The organism is Ectothiorhodospira magna (assembly GCF_900110965.1).
GTDB classification, from domain to species: domain Bacteria; phylum Pseudomonadota; class Gammaproteobacteria; order Ectothiorhodospirales; family Ectothiorhodospiraceae; genus Ectothiorhodospira; species Ectothiorhodospira magna.
This window is the reverse complement of sequence record NZ_FOFO01000001.1, coordinates 95222-113729: the sequence shown is the minus strand read 5'-3', so window position 1 is coordinate 113729 and position 18508 is coordinate 95222. Positions and strand designations below refer to the sequence as shown.

The 18508-nt window shown below is 64.5% G+C and carries 15 protein-coding genes; 6 read left to right on the top strand and 9 right to left on the bottom strand.

Annotated features, from left to right (window positions below; all coding sequences use genetic code 11):
• Positions 1 to 15: 15 nt before the first annotated feature.
• Positions 16 to 411 (bottom strand): hypothetical protein, encoded by a 396-nt coding sequence (locus BMX62_RS00455; protein WP_143339628.1) that lies wholly within the window; start codon positions 409 to 411, stop codon positions 16 to 18.
• 185 nt (positions 412 to 596) lie between these two features.
• Positions 597 to 2579 (bottom strand): acetoacetate--CoA ligase, encoded by a 1983-nt coding sequence (locus tag BMX62_RS00450; RefSeq protein WP_090202353.1) that lies wholly within the window; start codon positions 2577 to 2579, stop codon positions 597 to 599.
• Positions 2580 to 2765: 186 nt separating this feature from the next.
• On the opposite strand from BMX62_RS00450, the gene BMX62_RS00445 reads away from it, so the two are divergent.
• Both BMX62_RS00445 and BMX62_RS00440 read left to right on the top strand, forming a co-directional pair.
• Positions 2766 to 4022, top strand: a complete 1257-nt coding sequence (locus tag BMX62_RS00445; RefSeq protein ID WP_090202351.1) for a hypothetical protein — start codon at positions 2766 to 2768, stop codon at positions 4020 to 4022.
• 70 nt (positions 4023 to 4092) lie between these two features.
• Positions 4093 to 4941, top strand: a complete 849-nt coding sequence (locus BMX62_RS00440) for a class I SAM-dependent methyltransferase (RefSeq protein ID WP_090202349.1) — start codon at positions 4093 to 4095, stop codon at positions 4939 to 4941.
• A 6-nt stretch (positions 4942 to 4947) separates the two neighbouring features.
• Here the strand turns inward: BMX62_RS00440 and BMX62_RS00435 are convergent, their stop codons facing one another.
• The 7 genes from BMX62_RS00435 to BMX62_RS00405 all read right to left on the bottom strand — a co-directional run bounded on the left by BMX62_RS00435 (position 4948) and on the right by BMX62_RS00405 (position 12693).
• Positions 4948 to 5856, bottom strand: a complete 909-nt coding sequence (locus BMX62_RS00435) for a hydroxymethylglutaryl-CoA lyase (protein WP_090202348.1) — start codon at positions 5854 to 5856, stop codon at positions 4948 to 4950.
• Entirely contained in the window at positions 5853 to 6326 is a 474-nt protein-coding gene (locus tag BMX62_RS00430; RefSeq protein ID WP_090202346.1) for a MaoC family dehydratase, read from the bottom strand. The genes BMX62_RS00435 and BMX62_RS00430 overlap by 4 nt, the downstream gene beginning before the upstream one ends.
• A 3-nt stretch (positions 6327 to 6329) precedes the next feature.
• Positions 6330 to 8336, bottom strand: a complete 2007-nt coding sequence (locus BMX62_RS00425) for an acetyl/propionyl/methylcrotonyl-CoA carboxylase subunit alpha (RefSeq protein ID WP_090202581.1) — start codon at positions 8334 to 8336, stop codon at positions 6330 to 6332.
• A gap of 26 nt (positions 8337 to 8362) precedes the next feature.
• Positions 8363 to 9166 (bottom strand): enoyl-CoA hydratase/isomerase family protein, encoded by an 804-nt coding sequence (locus BMX62_RS00420; protein WP_090202344.1) that lies wholly within the window; start codon positions 9164 to 9166, stop codon positions 8363 to 8365.
• A gap of 17 nt (positions 9167 to 9183) precedes the next feature.
• Positions 9184 to 10791: a carboxyl transferase domain-containing protein gene (locus BMX62_RS00415; RefSeq protein WP_090202342.1), complete on the bottom strand. Its 1608-nt coding sequence runs from the start codon at positions 10789 to 10791 to the stop codon at positions 9184 to 9186.
• Positions 10792 to 10844: 53 nt separating this feature from the next.
• Positions 10845 to 12011, bottom strand: a complete 1167-nt coding sequence (locus BMX62_RS00410) for an isovaleryl-CoA dehydrogenase (protein ID WP_090202340.1) — start codon at positions 12009 to 12011, stop codon at positions 10845 to 10847.
• A 175-nt stretch (positions 12012 to 12186) separates the two neighbouring features.
• Positions 12187 to 12693, bottom strand: coding sequence for a MerR family transcriptional regulator (locus BMX62_RS00405; protein WP_090202339.1), 507 nt, complete (start codon positions 12691 to 12693; stop codon positions 12187 to 12189).
• Between the two features lie 283 nt (positions 12694 to 12976).
• Between BMX62_RS00405 and BMX62_RS00400 the strand changes: the two genes are divergently transcribed.
• The 4 genes from BMX62_RS00400 (at position 12977) to BMX62_RS00385 (ending at position 18504) form a co-directional block, all read left to right on the top strand.
• The gene (locus tag BMX62_RS00400; RefSeq protein ID WP_090202337.1) at positions 12977 to 14671 is read left to right on the top strand and encodes an AMP-binding protein; all 1695 of its coding nucleotides are present in this window, start codon (positions 12977 to 12979) and stop codon (positions 14669 to 14671) included.
• A gap of 169 nt (positions 14672 to 14840) precedes the next feature.
• The gene (locus BMX62_RS00395) at positions 14841 to 15644 is read left to right on the top strand and encodes an ABC transporter ATP-binding protein (protein ID WP_238375779.1); all 804 of its coding nucleotides are present in this window, start codon (positions 14841 to 14843) and stop codon (positions 15642 to 15644) included.
• Positions 15634 to 17613 (top strand): AMP-dependent synthetase/ligase, encoded by a 1980-nt coding sequence (locus tag BMX62_RS00390; RefSeq protein ID WP_090202334.1) that lies wholly within the window; start codon positions 15634 to 15636, stop codon positions 17611 to 17613. Before BMX62_RS00395 ends, BMX62_RS00390 begins: the two co-directional genes overlap by 11 nt.
• 3 nt (positions 17614 to 17616) lie before the next feature.
• On the top strand, positions 17617 to 18504 hold the full coding sequence (locus BMX62_RS00385; RefSeq protein ID WP_090202332.1) for a branched-chain amino acid ABC transporter permease: 888 nt from the start codon (positions 17617 to 17619) through the stop codon (positions 18502 to 18504).
• Positions 18505 to 18508 lie beyond the last annotated feature (4 nt).

Below are 18508 nucleotides of genomic sequence, written 5' to 3'. Positions count from 1 at the left end.
AGGGGATGGACAGCATCAGGACGATGTACTGCTGCTACTGCCGCTGGAGGCCGAGGTGGTTTTCTTGGTACGGGGACGACGAGTACGCGGCTTGGGCTTGGGTGCGGGGGCTTCGTCGTCCTCCTCCTCATCATCCAGTTCAGCCTCGATCACCCGGGCGCGGGCCGAAGTGCCTCTGTGCTCGGAAGCACTGTCTTCGGCAGGCCAGAAACCACTACGGGCGCGACGGATCCAGCCATTGAGATGGCCTTCGATCATGTCCTGGGTATCCTGGGGCAAATCACGGAAGATCAAGGTGGCCGCCACCGCGATCACAAGTATCCCACCGAGGAAGGTGAGCAGGGGCTGGAAGAAAACGATGGCCACGAAGGCCGCCGCGGCGATCAGGATCATACGTGTTCTGGCAGGCATGGTCTCTCCGGGAATGGGTGGATAAGTCGGAACTGGCCCCGGGACATCCCCGTCAGTTGGAGATGCTTGGGCACAATAACACGACATAAGTGTGCATGAATTGCCGGCCGGTTCCTAGTTTCAGCGGGTTGTCCGGTACATATTTGAACGTCCTCATCGGTGGGTGAGTCCATGTGATTCGAGGGTCAGGCCAGTAACCGGGCTTCCCGCAGCACGTCTGCCATCTGCTCCAGCGCCTCCGGGTTGGCCAGGGCGCCGGTGTTTTCCGACCCGCCGGCACCCTGAAACATCCTGGCCACCGCCAGTTCCACCTTCTTGCCGCTGCGTGTGTAGGGGATCTGGGGCACCGCCAGAATCCGTGCCGGGACGTGGCGAGGGCTGGCATTGGTGCGGATGCGGGTGCGGATGGTCCGTTCCAGCTCCGCTGTCAGGGGCTGATCCGGTGCCATGACCACGAACAGGATGACTTGCACGTCTCCCTCCTGGTCCGGCGCCCCCACCACCAGGCTGTCCAGGATCTCCGGAATGGTCTCCACCTGGCGGTAGATCTCCGCAGTGCCGATCCGGACGCCGCCGGGGTTGAGGGTGGCATCGGAGCGGCCGTGAATGATGGCGCCGCCGTGGGCGGTGAACTGGATGAAGTCCCCGTGGGCCCAGACGCCGGGGAACTGCTCGAAATAGGCGCTCCGGTAACGACTGCCGTCGGGGTCGTTCCAGAATCCCACCGGCATGCAGGGCAGGGGCTGGAGGCAGACCAGTTCCCCCCGTTCCAGGCCGGCATCACTGCCGTCCGGGAGAAAGGCCCGGGCATCCACTCCCAGTTGGGCGCACTGGATTTCCCCCCGATGGACCGGCAGCAAGGGGCTGCCGCCAACAAAGCAGCCGCAGATGTCGGTGCCACCGGAGATGGAAGCCAGCATCAGATCCCGTTTCACCTGCTGATAGACCCAATCGAAATCTTCCGCCAGCAGGGGCGAGCCGGTGGAGAAGATCACCCGCAGGGCGGACAGGTCATGGCTTTTGCCGGGGGTGAGTGCCAGCTTGCGGCAGTTGCCCAGGAACCGGGCGCTGGTGCCGAAGTGGGTGACGCCTTCCTCGGCCACCAGATCCCACAGCCGGTTCATGTCGGGGTGGCCGGGGGAACCGTCGAACAGCACCAGCCTGGCGCCGGTCAGCAGGCCGGAAGCGAGCCAGTTCCACATCATCCAGCCCGTGGTGGTGAAGTAGAAAAAGCAGTCATCGGGACCGATGTCCCCGTGCAGCAGCAGTTCCTTGCTGTGGTTGAGCAGCATGCCGGCAGCGCCGTGAACGATGCACTTGGGCACGCCGGTGGTGCCGGATGAATACAGGATATAGACCGGTTGATCCGGCGGCCCCTGCACGAACACCGGTTCGGCGTCGGCATGGACGGTCATGATCTTCTCCCAGCTCAGGAAACGCTCATCCTCCGGGTGGCCCAGCTCCGGCACGATGGGCAGGGAAATCACCCCAGCCAGGGTTGGCAGGCCCGCGGCCAGCTCCAGGTTCTGCTGCCTGCGATCAAAGCACTTGCCGTTGTACCGGTAGCCGTTGGCGGCCAGGAGCACCTTGGGTTCGATCTGACCGAAGCGATCCAGAATCGCCGCGGTGCCGAAGTCGGGAGAAGCGGAACTCCAGATGGCCCCCATGCCGGTGGTGGCCAGCATCCCCACCAGGGCCTCATGGGTATTGGCCACCACGCCGGCCACCCGGTCCCCCGGTTCCACCCCCAGGGATTTGAGCGCGGCCTGCAGGGCGGCCACCCGTGCCAGCAATTCGGCCCGGCTCAGACCCAGGGCCGGGCGGGATTCGCTGACTTCCGTGATCACTTCCCGATCATCGGGCTGGTCGATGACATGGCGCAGCAGGTTCTGGGCAAAATTCAGTCGTGCCCCCGGAAACCAGCGGGTACCGGGCATGGCCGGATGTTCAAGAACATGGGTATAAGACCGGCTGGCGCGGACCTGGGTGAAATGCCAGATGCTCTCCCAGAAGGACTCCGGGTGTTCCACCGACCAACGATGCAAGGCCGGGTAGTCCGGGAAATGGCCCTGGCCCGACTGCACCAGCCAGGCCTGATACCGGGCCATGCCACTCTCTTTGAGTTCCCGTGTTCCCGGTTGCCAGAGCATTTGAGCCTGAGTCGCCATGATGTCTCTCCACGGACTTTGTTGGATGATATATTGATAGCGTAGGCCAAGGTTACCGTTTACGTTAAGGAAAATAAACATTGACGTTATCGTAAACGTAATCTAATTTTAACCAGTGCCCGGATGATTCCCAGCGGCGCACCAAGACAAGAATCACCACCAGATTAAGTGATGGGAGGAGTCAATATGGGTATCAGACCCAGCCACCTTGCGTTGGCCGGCCTTCTTGCCGTGCCCGGCGCCCAGGCCGTGGAATACAAGTTCAGCGGCGATATTGATGTGCGCGGTTTTGACCGCAGCATGGCTGCCGGCGGTAGCGAAAACGGCTTTGAACAACGTCTGCGCCTGCGCACGGACATCCGCATCGAGGACGGGGTGAGCGTCCATGCGGGCGTCAACCTGATCAACGATACCTGGCGTGGGGATGCCTCGGGTGATCTGAACGGACTGCAGCAGAACCAGCCCTTTACCGATGGCCGGGATCACCGCACCGTCACCCTGGATTACGGCTATGTCAGCGTGCCCATGGGTGAGGGCTGGCAGCTCCGGGTGGGACGGCAGATTGCCAACTGGAACTTCGGCATGACGGTGGCCGACGACCGCCGTGACCGCATCATCCTGATGGGTCCGGTGGCCGACGGGGTGACCTTCCTGGTGGGCGGGGATCAGCGCCGCAAGATTTCCTTGAATGACAACAAGGACGATGGCTACCTGCTCTATGCCGGTCTGACTGGACGCAACAGCGGCTGGGCCTGGGGGGCGTTGCTGGGATATTACCTGGGGGATGATGAGAAGGACGCCGTGGGTGATTATGAATCAAACCGTTTTTACAACGTGCGCGGCGGCACCCTGATTTCCCCCTGGGTTCAGGGCAAGGTAGGCGAGGTGCAACTGACGGCCGGTGGTCATTATCTGGGTGGCGGGGATGCCCTGTTCACCAATGATACCTATGCCGGGTTTGTGCGCGGCGGTTTTGACATCACCCCCAGCTTCAAGCTGGAAGGTCAATATTTCTTCAACCTCAATGGCTCCTTGATCGAACCGGGGTTTGACAGCTTTTCCAGCCTGATCCACAGCAGCCCCCGCCACGATGCCACCGCCACCCGGATGAATGCCCTGAGCATGTCGGGACTGGGCAAGGGTGCCAGGGAGTTCGAGGGGGTTCGCCAGGATTTCGACCGTCATCTGATCGCGGTGCGGGGCACGTTTAGCCCGGACGAAAGCTGGCAGCTCAAGCTGGCCGCCGGCTGGGTGCAGTATGACGGTCTGGCGCGGGATCTGAGTCAATCCGAGAATGTGGCGTTCGGTGATATCCAGTTCCACTACCACGTCACCCAATCCACCCGTCTTTGGGCCACCTATGGCTTTGCTGATACTGCTGATCTGCTGCCCGACCGGGATAGCCTCAACGCGGTGAGTCTCAATCTGCAAACGCGATTCTGATCGCGTGCGGTGCCTGGGGGAGCCGGAGTGCTCCCCTTTTTTTCGCCTTGCACCATCGACCCTGATCAGGATGGACGGTAATCCCGTGGACTCCGCCGGCTCTCTTGCCTCACGCTACGCCCCGTCGGGGCTTGAACAGATCCTGCGTCAAGCCCTGATCCAGGCTGGGCTGAACCCGGATCGACTCGCCTGCGATGATGTCGCCGCCATCGATCAACTTCATGTGGGCGGACGGGCGGCCAGCCGTCGGCTGGCGGACCGGGCGGATTTTTCCCAGGCTGAGCGGGTGCTGGATCTGGGCTGCGGCACCGGGGGCACCACCCGTCTGCTGGCCCATGACCATGGTCTGCGGGTCACCGGTCTGGATATCACGCCGGATTTCGTGTCCACCGGCCGGTGGCTCAGTCGCGCCACCGGGCTGGCCGCCAGGACTGATTTTGTTCACGGCGATGCCCAATGCCTGCCCTTTGCCATGGCCTCCTTTGATGCGGTCTGGGCACAGCATGTGTTCCTGAACGTGCCGGACCTGCCGCAAGCACTGGATGAGATCGTCCGGGTGCTGCGTCCCGGCGGGCGACTGCTGATCCATGAAGTGGTGGCAGGGTCGGGGGAGGGGGCGTTGCAGTTACCCGTGCCCTGGGCGGACCTGCCCCGGCACAGCCATCTGCCGGACCTGGCAACCCTGAAAGCGCGGCTGGAGACCATCGGACTGCGTCCCCTGTTCATGGAGGATATCAGCGAGCAGGCGCTGCAATGGCGCCGCAAGCACACGGGCCGTGAGGCCCGGGGCGAGTCCGGGGCGCTGAACCCGTCATTGATCTTCGGCGAACGCTTTTTCGTGATGGGTCGCAACGTGATGGAGAACCTGGCGGCCGGTCGGATCCGGATCATTCAGGGCGGGTGGGAGCGCGCCGGCTGACGGTTTTCAGGCATCGCAAGGCGCCATGGCCCGGGCCACCCGGGAGTTCACGGGCCGTCCCAGCTGTCCGCAGATCCAGTGGGCTGTTTCCACCAGGGCCGCCAGGTCCACGCCGGTGTCGATACCCATGCCGTGCAGCATGTAGACCACGTCCTCGGTGGCCACATTGCCCGAGGCGCCCCGGGCATAGGGGCAGCCCCCCAGGCCCGCCACCGAGGCGTCGATGGTGCGGATGCCCAGTTCCATGACGGCGTAGAGATTGGCCAGGGCCTGGCCGTAGGTGTCATGGAAATGGGCCGCCAGCTGCGCCATGGGCACCACCTCGGCCACCCGCTCCACCATGCGACGGGCCTTGAGGGGGGTGCCGGTGCCGATGGTGTCTCCCAGAGAGATCTCATGGCAACCCATGGCATGGAGGCGCGCCGCCACCCGGGCCACGGCCTCCGGCGGGATCTCGCCCTCATAGGGACAGCCCAGGGTGCAGGAGACGTAGCCCCGTACCGGGATGTCCAGCGCCCTGGCCCGTTCCATCACCGGGGCAAAACGGTCCAGACTGTCGTCGATGCCGCAGTTGATGTTCTTGCGGGAAAAACTTTCCGAGGCCGCGGCAAAGACCGCCACGTCCCTGGCGCCCGCGGCCACGGCGGCCTCCAGACCCTTGAGGTTCGGCGCGAGGACCGGATAGCGCACCCCGGGTCGGGGTGCCAGGGCGGTCATGATCTCTCCATGGTCCGCCATCTGGGGCACCCATTTTGGGGAAACGAAGGCGGTGGCCTCGATCCAGGTCAGGCCCGCGTCGGCCAGGCGCTCGATGAGGCTCAGTTTGACGGCCGTGGGAATGGTGCCCGGTTCGTTCTGCAGGCCGTCCCGGGGACCGACCTCCACCAGACGCACTGACGATCCGGGCAGGTTCATCGGGCGATCTCCCCGTCGCGGGCGCGCACCAGCACGCTGGGCTGGAGTTCCACCACCACTTCGTCATGCTGGTTGATGCCGGTCCACTGCACCCGCACCACCCCCCAGCCGGGCCGGGATTCCCGCGGGCGGGCCTCCAGGATCTTCAGATGCAGTCGGATGCGATCACCGGGGCGAACCGGCTTGGCGAAGCGAATGCCTTCCACCCCCACGCCGATCTGGCCTTCCGCCAGGGGCATGCCGGAGCGCACCGCCAGGGCGGTCATCACGCCGATGGTGTGCCAGCCACTGGCCACCAGACCGCCGAACAGGGTGTGACGGGCGGCCTCCGGGTCCACGTGGTGGGGCTGGGGGTCGAATTCCCGACCGAAGCGGATGATGTCCGCCTCGGTCATGGTGGTGGCCTCGGTCTCGAAGCACATGCCGGGACTCAGGTCTTCCAGATAGTAGGGGGTCGTGACGGGTGCCATGGGTCATTCTCCCTGGCGAATGGTCAGGAGCTGGGCGCCTTCGGTCACCTGTTCGCCTTCGCTGTAGTTCACGCTGTCGACGATGCCGTCGGTGAGGGCGCTGATCTGATACTCCATCTTCATGGCCTCCAGCACCATGAGGGGATCGCCTTCTTGCACCACGTCACCCGGCTTCACATGGACGGCAACCACCAGGCCCGGCATGGGGGCCATCAGGCTGCCTTCCTGGATCTCGTCGTCCATGCCCGCCGCCAGGGGATCATGGATCACCAGGTCACGGGTGTGACCCGCCATGCAGACACTCAGACGGCGTCCTTCCTGCAACACCCAGGCATCCTGATGCACGCCGTCCACCTGCATGCGCAGGCGACCATCGGGCTGCAGATTGCCCTGGACCCAGTGTTCACCCTGTCCCAGGTCCAGGCGAAAGCCCGTGTCCAGATAATGGGCCACCACCTTGAGATCCCGGTCTCGGGCCGAGTCGAAAAAGTGCAGGGTGCGGTGGCTGTCGGTGTTCAGGCGCCAGCCGGTGGTGGCATGCCATGGGGAGGTGATGTCGCCGGACTGACGCGCTCGCTCCCGGGCCGCCTGCTCCACTCGAAGCAGTTCATGCAGGGTGGCGGCACAGAGCTGTCCGTCATTGATCGGTGGTACCGGCGGCAGCAGGTCGGCCCGGTGGGTGTCGATGAAGCCGGTATCGATCCGTGCCTCGGCAAAGGCCGGATGGCGGGCCAGGCGGGACAAAAAACCCACATTGGTGGTGGTGCCCACGACGATGAAGGACTCCAGGGCCGTGGCCAGGCGGCGCAGGGCGGTCTCCCGGTCCTGATCCCAGACCACCAGCTTGGCGATCATGGGGTCGTAGTGAACGCTGATCTCGTCGCCTTCCTGTACGCCGGTATCGATGCGCACGTGCCGGCTCGACGGCGGGGTGCGCAGGTGGCCGATGGTGCCGGTGGCGGGCAGGAAATCCCGATCTGCGTCCTCGGCATAGATGCGGGCCTCGAAGGCATGTCCCCGGATGGCCAGGTCGGCCTGTTCGCAGGGCAGAGGGTGACCGGCGGCCACCCGCAGTTGCCAGGCCACCAGGTCCTGGCCGGTGATCATCTCGGTGACCGGGTGCTCCACCTGCAGGCGGGTGTTCATTTCCATGAAATAGAATTCGCCGCGACTGTCCATGATGAATTCCACGGTGCCGGCGCCCACGTAGCCGATGGCGCGGGCGGCGGCAATGGCCGCTTCGCCCAGCTGGTGCCGACGCGCCTGATCCAGGCCGGGGGCGGGCGCTTCCTCGATGACTTTCTGATGTCGCCGTTGCACCGAGCAGTCCCGTTCGAACAGGTGGACCACCCGGCCCTGGCTGTCCGCAAAGACCTGGACTTCCACGTGGCGGGGTTGGAGCAGGTATTTTTCCACCAGCACCCGGTCATCGCCGAAGGCGGAGCGGGCTTCGCGCCGGGCCGCTTCCAGGGCCTCGCGAAACCGGTCCGGATCATCCACCCGTCGCATCCCCTTGCCGCCGCCGCCGGCGGAGGCCTTGATCAGGACCGGATAGCCGATCCGGGCGGCCACGTCGGCCAGCAGGGCAGGGGACTGATCGTCGCCGTGGTACCCCGGCACCAGGGGCACGCCGGCGGCTTCCATGATCGCCTTGGCGGCACTCTTGGAGCCCATGGCCTCGATGGCCCCCACCGGGGGACCGATGAAAACGATGCCGGCCTCGTCGCAGGCGCGGGCAAAATCGGCGTTCTCGGACAAAAACCCATAGCCGGGGTGGATCGCCTGGGCGCCGCTGCGTCGGGCCGCCTCCAGGATGCGGGGGATGTTCAGGTAGCTATCCCGGGCCGGTGCCGGGCCGATGGGCCATGCCTCGTCACAGGCCTTGACGTGCATGGCCTCCCTGTCCGCCTCGGAATAGACGGCCACGGTACGAATCCCCAGCTCGCGGCAGGTACGGGCAATGCGGCAGGCGATCTCGCCCCGGTTGGCAATCAGTATCTTGTGGAACATGCTCGATTCCCTGCGGTTGGGGGCCATCAGGCCGGGTCGGAGGGGCACCAGGCGGGCTGCCGTTTTTCCAGGAAGGCACCCAGGCCCTCCTGGGCTTCCCGACCGGCCCGGATGCGGGCGATGCGCCCGGCGGTCTCGCTCACCAGGGCGGCGTCGATGGGGCGATGGCTCACGTCCCGGACCAAGGCCTTGGCGGCGGCCATGGCCTCGGGGCCGTTGCGACGGATCTGGTTCAGGGTCTGGAGGATCTGTGCATCCAGGGCGGCCTCGTCCGCCAGCACCTGATGGATCAGGCCGATGCGCGCGGCCTCCCGGGCATCGATGCGCTCCGCGGTGGTGAAGTAGCGCCGGGCCTGGCGTGCCCCCATGGCCTCGATCACGTAGGGGGAAATGGTGGCCGGGATCAGGCCGAGGCGAACCTCCGAGAGGCAGAAATGGGCCTGCTCCGTGGCCAGGGCCAGATCGCAGGCGGCCACCAGGCCCACGCCGCCGCCCAGGGCGGCGCCATGGACCCGGGCGATGGTCGGCGGGTCCATGCGATAGAGGGTATCCATGAGATCCCCCAGGGCCTGGGCATCCGCCAGGTTTTCCGCCTTGGTGTAGTGGGCCATGCGCTTCATCCAGCCGATGTCGGCGCCGGCGGAAAAACTTTTGCCGGCGCCTGCCAGCACCACGGCGCGTACCGCCGGCGACGCCGATACCCGGCGCAGGGCCTCGGTGAGGTCCCGGATCAGGGCGTCGTCGAAGGCGTTGTGCCGCTCGGGACGGTTGAGGGTGATCCAGGCGATGTCGTCCCGGATCTCGCAGGTCAGGGCTGAGGTGTCGGGCATGAAAGGGCTCCTTGCGACTACATGCGGAACAGGCCGAAGCGGGTCTCGCGGATGGGGGCATTCAGGCTGGCGGAAATACCCAGTCCCAGCACCATGCGGGTATCCGCCGGATCAATGACGCCGTCATCCCAGAGCCGGGCGGTGGCGTAATAGGGGTGGCCCTGGCGTTCGTACTGCTCGCGGATGGGGGTCTTGAACCGTTCCTCTTCTTCGCGGGTCCAGGTTTCGCCGCGACGTTCCAGGGTATCCCGCTTCACCTGGGCCATCACGTTGGCCGCCTGTTCGCCGCCCATGACGGAGATGCGGGCATTGGGCCACATCCACAGGAAGCGGGGCGAATAGGCGCGGCCGCACATGCCGTAGTTGCCGGCGCCGAAACTGCCGCCGATCAGGACGGTGAACTTGGGCACCTGGGCGCAGGCGACGGCGGTGACCATCTTGGCGCCGTCCTTGGCGATGCCGCCGGACTCGTACTTGCGTCCCACCATGAAGCCGGTGATGTTCTGCAAAAATACCAGGGGAATGCCCCGCTGGCTGCACAGCTCGATGAAATGGGCGCCCTTGAGGGCCGATTCGGAAAACAGCACCCCGTTGTTGGCGATGATGCCCACCGGGTAACCGTGGATATGGGCAAAGCCGCAGACCAGGGTGGTGCCGTAGAGGGCCTTGAATTCGTCCAGCTCGGAGCCGTCGACGATGCGGGCGATCACCTCGCGCACGTCGTAGGGCTTGCGGCTGTCGGCGGGGATGATGCCGCCGATCTCGGCCGGATCGTACAGGGGGGGGCGGGTGGGACGAATGTCCAGGTCCACCCGCTTGCAGCGATTGAGGCGACCGACGCCGCGGCGCGCCAGCCCCAGGGCATGGGCGTCGTTGAGGGCGTAATGGTCCGTGACCCCGGAGACGCGGGAATGCACATCGGCCCCGCCCAGTTCCTCGGCGCTGACCACCTCCCCGGTGGCCGCCTTCACCAGCGGTGGCCCGGCCAGGAAGATGGTGCCCTGTTCCTTGACGATGATGCTTTCCTCGGCCATGGCGGGCACGTAGGCGCCGCCGGCGGTACAGGAACCCATCACCACCGCGATCTGGGGAATGCCCTGGGAGGACATCACGGCCTGGTTGTAGAAGATGCGACCGAAGTGATCCCGGTCCGGAAAGACCTCGTCCTGGCTGGGCAGGTTGGCACCGCCGGAGTCCACCAGATAGATGCAGGGCAACCGGTTCTGCCGGGCGATCTCCTGGGCCCGCAGATGCTTCTTGAGGGTCATGGGGTAGTAGGTGCCGCCCTTCACCGTGGCGTCATTGGCCACGATCATGCACTCCTGGCCGCAGACCCGGCCGATACCGGCGATGATGCCGGCGGACGGCACTTCATCGTCGTACATCCCCAGGGCCGCCAGTTGGGATAGTTCCAGGAATGGGGAGCCTGGGTCCAGCAGGACCTGGATGCGTTCCCGAGGCAGCAGCTTGCCCCGGGACAGATGCCGGTCCCGGGCCCGTTCGCTGCCCCCCTGGGTGATGCGGGCCACCCGGGATCGCAGATCTTCCACCAGAGCGCCCATGGCGGCCTGGTTGGCGGCAAACTCCCCGGATCGGGTGTCGATCTTGCTCTTGATGACGTTCATGATGGTCCCTGACTCCCCTGTGCTGGCGTCCCCGACGATGGGCTGAAGCAGGTTCAGCGGGTTTCCTTGAACAGTTCGCGGCCGATCAGCATGCGCCGGATCTCCGAGGTGCCGGCGCCGATCTCGTAGAGCTTGGCATCCCGCAGCAGGCGCCCGGTGGGGTATTCGTTGATATAGCCGTTGCCGCCCAGGCACTGGATCGCCTCGAGGGCCATCCAGGTGGCCTTTTCGGCGGCAAAGAGGATGGCGCCGGCGGCATCCTTGCGGGTGGTCTCGCCCCGGTCGCAGGCCCGGCCCACCGCGTAGACATAGGCCCGGGAGGCATTGAGGTTGGTGTACATGTCCGCCAGCTTGGCCTGCATGAGCTGGAATTCGCCGATGGCCTGGCCGAACTGCTTGCGTTCGTGCACGTAGGGGATGACCACGTCCATGCAGGCGGCCATGATCCCCAGGGGGCCGGCGGCCAGCACCGCCCGTTCATAATCCAGGCCGGACATCAGTACCTTCACCCCTTCGCCTTCCTTGCCCAGGATGTGGTCCGCCGGGATCTCGCAGTCCTCGAAGATCAGTTCGCAGGTGTTGGAACCGCGCATGCCCAGCTTGTCCAGTTTCTGCGCGGTGGAAAAGCCCTTCATGTCCCGTTCCACGATGAAGGCGGTGATTCCCCGGGGGCCGGCATCGGGGTCGGTCTTGGCGTAGACCACCAGGGTGCTGGCCTCGGGGCCGTTGGTGATCCACATCTTGTTGCCGTTGAGGATGTAGCGGTCGCCTTCCTTGCGTGCCCGCAGGCGCATGCCGACCACGTCGGAACCGGCGCCCGGCTCGGACATGGCCAGGGCGCCCACATGCTCGCCGGTCATCAGTTTGGGCAGGTACTTGCGCTTTTGCGCCTCGGTGCCGTTGAGCTTGATCTGGTTCACGCACAGGTTGGAATGGGCGCCGTAGGACAGGGCCACCGAGGCCGAGGCCCGGGAGATTTCCTCCATGGCCACCATGTGGGCCAGATACCCCATGCCGGTGCCGCCGTATTCCTCGCTCACCGTGATGCCCAGCAGACCCATTTCACCCAGCTTGGGCCACAGATCCTGGGGGAACTGGTTCTCCCGGTCGATATCCGCCGCCCGCGGGGCAATCTCGGCGGCGGCGAACTCGGCCACCGCATCCCGTAGCATGTTGATCTCGTCGCCCAGGGCAAAGTCCAGGGTGGGGAAATGGCTCATGGAAAGTCCCTCTGTGTTGGGTGGTTGTGATGGAGATTAAATTCCGTTGACGTAAACGTCAATATTTAGCTGTAAGTATTTTACGTAAAGGTTAATTTGTGCTGGGGTGAGGGCAGGGGAAATAAGGGCCGGCGCCGGGCGAGGTGCGTTGCCGGCGGGGAAGGACTTTCCGGCGTCAGTTTGCCACGGTGTCTTGCGGGGTGGCGATGACCGGATCACGACGGGGCGGGCGGCGGGCGGCGATATTCTGGTCCTTTGCCTTGCGTTGCTCCTGCTGTGCCAGCAACTGCTCGCAATGGGCGTAGGACTGATCCAGTTCCCGCAAGGTCTCTTCCAGGTCTTCCCGTTGACGGATCAGGTGTTGGCGCTTTTCTTCCAGTACCGAGAGGTAATAGCGCAATTGATGGGATTCACCATGGGCTTCGTCATAGAGATTGAAGGTCTCGCGGATCTCCGCCAGGGTGAAGCCCAGGCGTTTGCCGCGGAGGATGAGCTTGAGTCGGGCCCGGTCCCGGCGACGGTAGAGGCGCTTGGAGCCGATGCGAACCGGGCTGAGCAGACCTTCGTCCTCGTAGAAGCGGATGGCGCGGGTGGTGATACCGAATTCCTTTGCCAGTTCACCAATGGTGTAGGTAGTGCCATTGAGGTCATGTTCCCGGATGGTCGGCAGAGGTTCGCTCATAACTGTTTTCCCGATGTTGTCCCATGGGTGATGGAGGTTTCCTGTGGATGGTCCCGTAGATCCTGATCTTGGACCCGCTGGACTCGATCAGGTTTCCGTTTACGGAATATTTTACGCAATTGCCAACCTGGCTGCATGGGTTTTGTGCGCTGCACATAGAAACCCCGGTGAAATCATGGGAAAAAACGGTTGACGTGGACGTAAACGGAAATTAGATTAGCCATAACTTCATAACCAGACCGACGTCAACCGAAACGTCGGCACTCCGGAGGAAGGACAGATCATGACTCAGCCTGACCGCAGTTATGTGCAGGGCACGGGAGTGGCGCCGCTCCTGGAGGTGACCGTGGGGGAACGGTTGCGCCTGCTGGCCACGGATCATCCCGAGGGGCTGGCCCTGGTGGACTGTGCCCACGGTGTCCGCCTGAATTGGAAGACGCTGGACATGGCGGTGGACCGGCTGGCCGCCGCCTTTCTGGGGCTGGGTCTGCAGCCGGGGGACCGGATCGCCATCTGGATGATGAACCGGAGTGAATGGACCCTGACCCAACTGGCCGCGGCGCGCCTGGGCATGATCTCGGTGAACATCAATCCCGGCGTGCGCAAGGCGGAGTTGCAGCGTTTCCTGAACCTAGTGCAGGCGCGGGCACTGGTGACTCAGGACGCGTTCAAGACCAGTGATTACATCCAGATGCTCCAGGCTCTGCTGCCGGAACTGACCGTGGCCGAAAGCGGCATCCTGAACGCCGTCGCCGTTCCGTCACTGCGCCGCGTGATCCGGGTGGGGGAGGCGAGTACCCCCGGCATGCTCGACTTCACCAGGCTCATGGAGGCCGACCCCGATCCGGAAGTTCTGGCTGAAGTGACGGCTCTGGCCGCCCGGGTGGAGATGGATGATCCGGTGAACATCCAGTTCAGCAACGCCATGGGCGGCGAGCCCGCCGGCACCACGCTGACCCACCACAACATCATCAATAACGGCTACATGGTTGGGCAGACCCTGCGCCTGGGGGCGGATGACCGGGTCTGCATCCCGGTCCCCCTATTCCACTGCTTCGGCATGGTGATGGGCAACATGGCCTGCCTGGGACATGGCGCGACCATGGTTTATCCCGGCGAGGCCTTCGATCCGCTGGACACCCTCAAGGCCGTGGCCGGCGAGGGATGCACCGCCCTCTACGGGGTGCCCGCCATGTTCAAGGCCATGCTCGACCATGAACGGTTCGCCGATTTTGATCTGGCTTCCCTGCGCACCGGGATCATGGCCGGGGCGCCCTGTCCACCGGACACCATGGATCAGGTGATGCGCCTGATGCACATGGATCAGGTCACCATCGGCTACGGCATGACCGAATCCTCTCCCATCTCCTTCATGAGCGACGTGAATGACCCGGTGGAGCGGCGCCTCAACACCGTGGGCACCATTCGCCCCCACGTGGAGGCCAAGGTCATCGACAGCGAGGGTCGCATGGTGCCCAGAGACGTAACGGGAGAGTTATGCGTGCGGGGGTACAACGTGATGCGCGGGTACTGGGACGATCCGGAGCTGACCCGGCGGGTGGTGGATGCCGCCGGCTGGCTGCATACGGGCGATCTGGCCCGGATCGATGGGGAGGGTTACTGCCGCATCGTGGGCGGGGTCAAGGACATGATCATTCGCGGCGGCGAGAACATCTACCCCCGGGAGATCGAGGATTTCCTGCGCACCCATCCTGGGATCCGGGATGCGGTGGTGGTGGGCATTCCCGATGACCGACTGGGGGAGGTGGTCTGTGCCTGTGTGGAGCTTGAGATCGAGGCGTCGCTGACGGAGGCGGAGGTCAAGGCGTTCTGCAAGGGGCAGATCGCCCATTTCAAGATTCCCCTGCATGTACGTCTCTATGAGGCATTTCCCCGCAGTACGGGGCGCGCCCTCAAGTTCATGCTGCGTGACGAGGCCCTGGCGGCGCTGGGCATCCCCGCGCCATCGGCGACCTGAAGGCGGCCCGGCCCCGCCGCGAGCATGCAAGGGGGCTGATCCGAAAACCGTGACCGGTACCCAGCCGCCCCGGCGGCCACGGGCCAGCTGCGACCCATCAACACAACACACACCGCCGGCAGCCTGGCCGCCGGCAGTCAAGATCACCAGGCATCGGGAGGGTGAAGGCGTGACACAGACTCAGCATGACGCCGACCAGGACATCGTACTGGAATGCGACCAGGTGAATCGCTGGTTCGGCGGTCTTCAGGCACTCAAGGGCATCTCCCTGTCGGTACGCAAGGGAGAGATCTTCGGACTGGTTGGCCCCAATGGCTCGGGCAAGACCACCCTGGTCAATGCCATTACCGGCTTCTATCCACCCCAGCAGGGCCAGATCCGGTTCATGGGCGAACCCATCAATGGCTTGAAGCCCCATTGCATTGCCCAGAAGGGCATCGCCCGCACCTTTCAGAACGTGGCCCTGTTCCGGGGCCTGAGCGTGCTGGACAACATCCTGTTGGGCCGTCACATCTTCATGCGCCCCAGCATCATGGCCTCCCTGTTCTACTGGTGGTGGGCGCAGAAGGAGGAAGTGGCGCACCGGGTCAAGGTGGAGGAAATCATCGATCTGCTGCAGCTGGAAAGCGTGCGGGATGAACCCGTGGATGTGATCCCCCTGGGGATGCAGAAACGGGTGGAGCTGGCCCGTGCCCTCTGTGCCGAGCCCCGCTTCCTGGTGCTGGACGAACCCATGGCCGGCATGAACCAGGAAGAAAAGGAGTACATGGTGCGCTTCATCCTGGATGCCAGGGAGGCCATGGGGACCACCATGTTGCTGATCGAGCATCACATGGACGTGGTCACCGCCATCTGCAACCGGGCCGTGGTACTCAACAACGGTGAGAAGATCGCCGAAGGCCCCACCCGCGAAGCCATCAATGATCCTGCCGTCGTCACGGCCTATATCGGGAAGGTCAAAGATGCTGCCTGAAAAGATACATCAGAATCTGGAGAGCTCCAGGGCCATGCACCCTGGCTGGCAGGATCAGGACCATCTGATCCGGCAGCTGGTGAACAATGCCCGTGACCATGGTGATCAGGTCGCCCTGCGGGAGCGGGACCGGGGCATCTGGCAGGAATATACCTGGCAGGATTACCTGGAACGGGTCATGGCCCTGGCAGCCGGTCTGGAGACATTGGGGATCGGTCCGGGGGACCGGGTCCTGGTGGTGGGAGACAACCGGCCGGCACTGTATTTCGGCATGCTGGCGGCGGTGACCCTGCGGGCCGTGCCGTCCCCGGCCTACCCGGACACCAATCCCCAGGAAATCCAGTCCCAGATGGAGACGGAGTCCATCCGCTGTGCCCTGGTGGAAGACCAGGAGCAGGTGGACAAGCTGCTGGGCATCCGTGCCGCCGGCTACGGCCATCTGGATCACATCCTGTTCGATGACCCACGGGGTCTCAAGGGCAAGGAACCCCCTGGGGCGCTGGCCCTGGAAGACCTGCTGGCCCGGGGGCGTGACCGGCTGGAGCGGGAGCCGAACCTGGCCCAGGACCTGCAGTCCCGACCCTCGGTCCATGACACGGCGGTGCTGCTGCATTCCTCGGGAACCACCGGCGCCCCCAAGGGCATTCCCCTCAAGCATGGGCACATCCTCTCGGGGGTGCGCAATGCCTCCCAGGCCGGATATTTCCGCGAAGGCGAGGTACACATGGCCTACCTGCCCATGGCCTGGGTGGGTGACTTCATCTTCACCATCGGCGCCGCCCTGGTACTGCGTTTCTGCGTCAATATTCCCGAGCGTCAGGAAACCGCCCTGCATGATCTGCGGGAAATCGCCCCCACCCTGTACTTCGGTTCGCCCCGGGCCTGGTCCAACATGCTCACCCGCATCCAGGTGGGGATCAGTGAATCCACCGGTTTCAAGCGCCGCCTCTATCACCATTTCATGCCCTTTGCGGTGGAACTGGAACGGCGGCGGCTGGCCGGTCAGATACCTACCCCCGTGGAACGGGCCTGGCGCGCCGTGGGAGAAATCCTGATCTTCGGCCCCCTCAAGGATCAGCTGGGACTGGCCCGGGTGGAGCGGCCCTATACCGCCGGCGAGGCCATGGGGGAGGATGTGTTCCTGTTCTTCCGCGCCCTGGGCCTCAACCTGCGCCAGTTCTACGGTCAGACCGAGAACTGTGCCCTGTGCGTGGCCCAGCCCCCGGATTCCATCAGCCTGCACACCGCGGGGCGACCCTTCCCCGGAGTGGAACTGAAGATCAGCGACGATGGCGAGATCCTGGTGCGTTCCGACAACATCTTCGACGGTTACTTCAACAATCCCGAGGCCACCGCCGAGACCCTCCAGGACGGCTGGATGCATACCGGGGACGCGGGCTATCTGGAGGAGGATGGCCAACTGGTGGTACTGGGCCGGGTGTCCGAGGTGGTATACACCCGGGGTGGCGAGCGGTTCATCCCCACCTACGTGGAGAACCGGCTCAAGTTCAGTCACTACATCAAGGATGCCTGCATCTTGGGCAAGGATCGGGACTATCTGGCCGCCCTGATCGTCATCGACATCGACGCGGTGGGGCACTGGGCGGAGGAAAACGGGGTGGCCTACACCTCCTTTGCCGACCTGTCCCAGAAGCCCCAGGTCTACGAACTGGTGCGCAAGGAGGTGGCCCATGTGAACGGTGTGCTGCCCGAGGCCCTGGCAATCCAGCGCTTTGTCAATCTGCACAAGGAATTTGATCCGGATGATGGGGAGGTGACCCGCACCCGCAAGCTGCGGCGCAAGGTCATCGATGCCCACTACGCTCCCATCATCGAGTCCCTTTACGACGGCCGCGGCAGCATCGAGTTCGAGGCAAAAATCAGTTACGAAACCGGCGAGTCCGGCACCCTCAAGCGCCACCTGGCGGTGGCGGACGTGACCGGTGCCCAGTTGGCAGAGGAGGTATGACCCATGGATTTCCAGTTCCTGATCGAATTGACCATCAACGGGGCGCTGACCGGGCTCATGTACAGCCTGGTGGCCCTGGGCATCGTGCTCATCTACAAATCCTCGGGGGTGCCCAACCTGGCCCAGGGGGCGATGGTGATGCTCGCCGCCTACATCGTCTGGATCTTCGCCGGCCTGCTGGGCACGCCCATCCTGGTGGCCGTTTTCATGGCCCTGGTGGGCATGTTTCTGTTCGGCATGTTCACCGAGCGCTTCCTGCTGCGCAAGATGGTGGGGCAGCCCATCATCATGGTGGTCATGCTCACCCTGGGCCTGGAGAGCCTGTTGCGGGGCATCGGCCCCGGCCTGCTGGGGGCGGCCCCCAAGAGCCTGGACCTGGGGCTGGACATGATGCCCATCATCATCGGTGACGTGTTCATCAACCGGGAATATCTGGTGGGCGGCCTCATCGGCGCGGCCATGGTGGGCCTGTCCCTGCTGTTCTTCCGCACCCGCCTGGGCACCAAGTTGCGGGCGGTGTCCGACAACCACATCTCCAGCTGGTCCGTGGGCATTTCCGTGGAGCGGGCAGTGGCCATCTCCTGGGGGCTGGCGGGGATCTCCGCGGTGGCCGCGGGGGCCATGTGGGGCTCGGTACAGGGGGTGGACTGGACCCTGACGGCCCTGTTGTTCCCGGCCGTGGCCGTGGTCATCCTGGGCGGCCTGGACAGCATCTACGGCGTTCTCATCGCCGGTCTCATCGTCGGCATCCTGGGCAGCGTGATCCCCGGTTACGTGGACCCACTGGTGGGTGGCGGCACCCGCGACGTGGTCACTTCCCTGATCATCCTGCTCACCATCATGTTCCGTCCCCACGGCATCTTCGGCCGTGAAGACATCGAGAGGGTCTAAACGT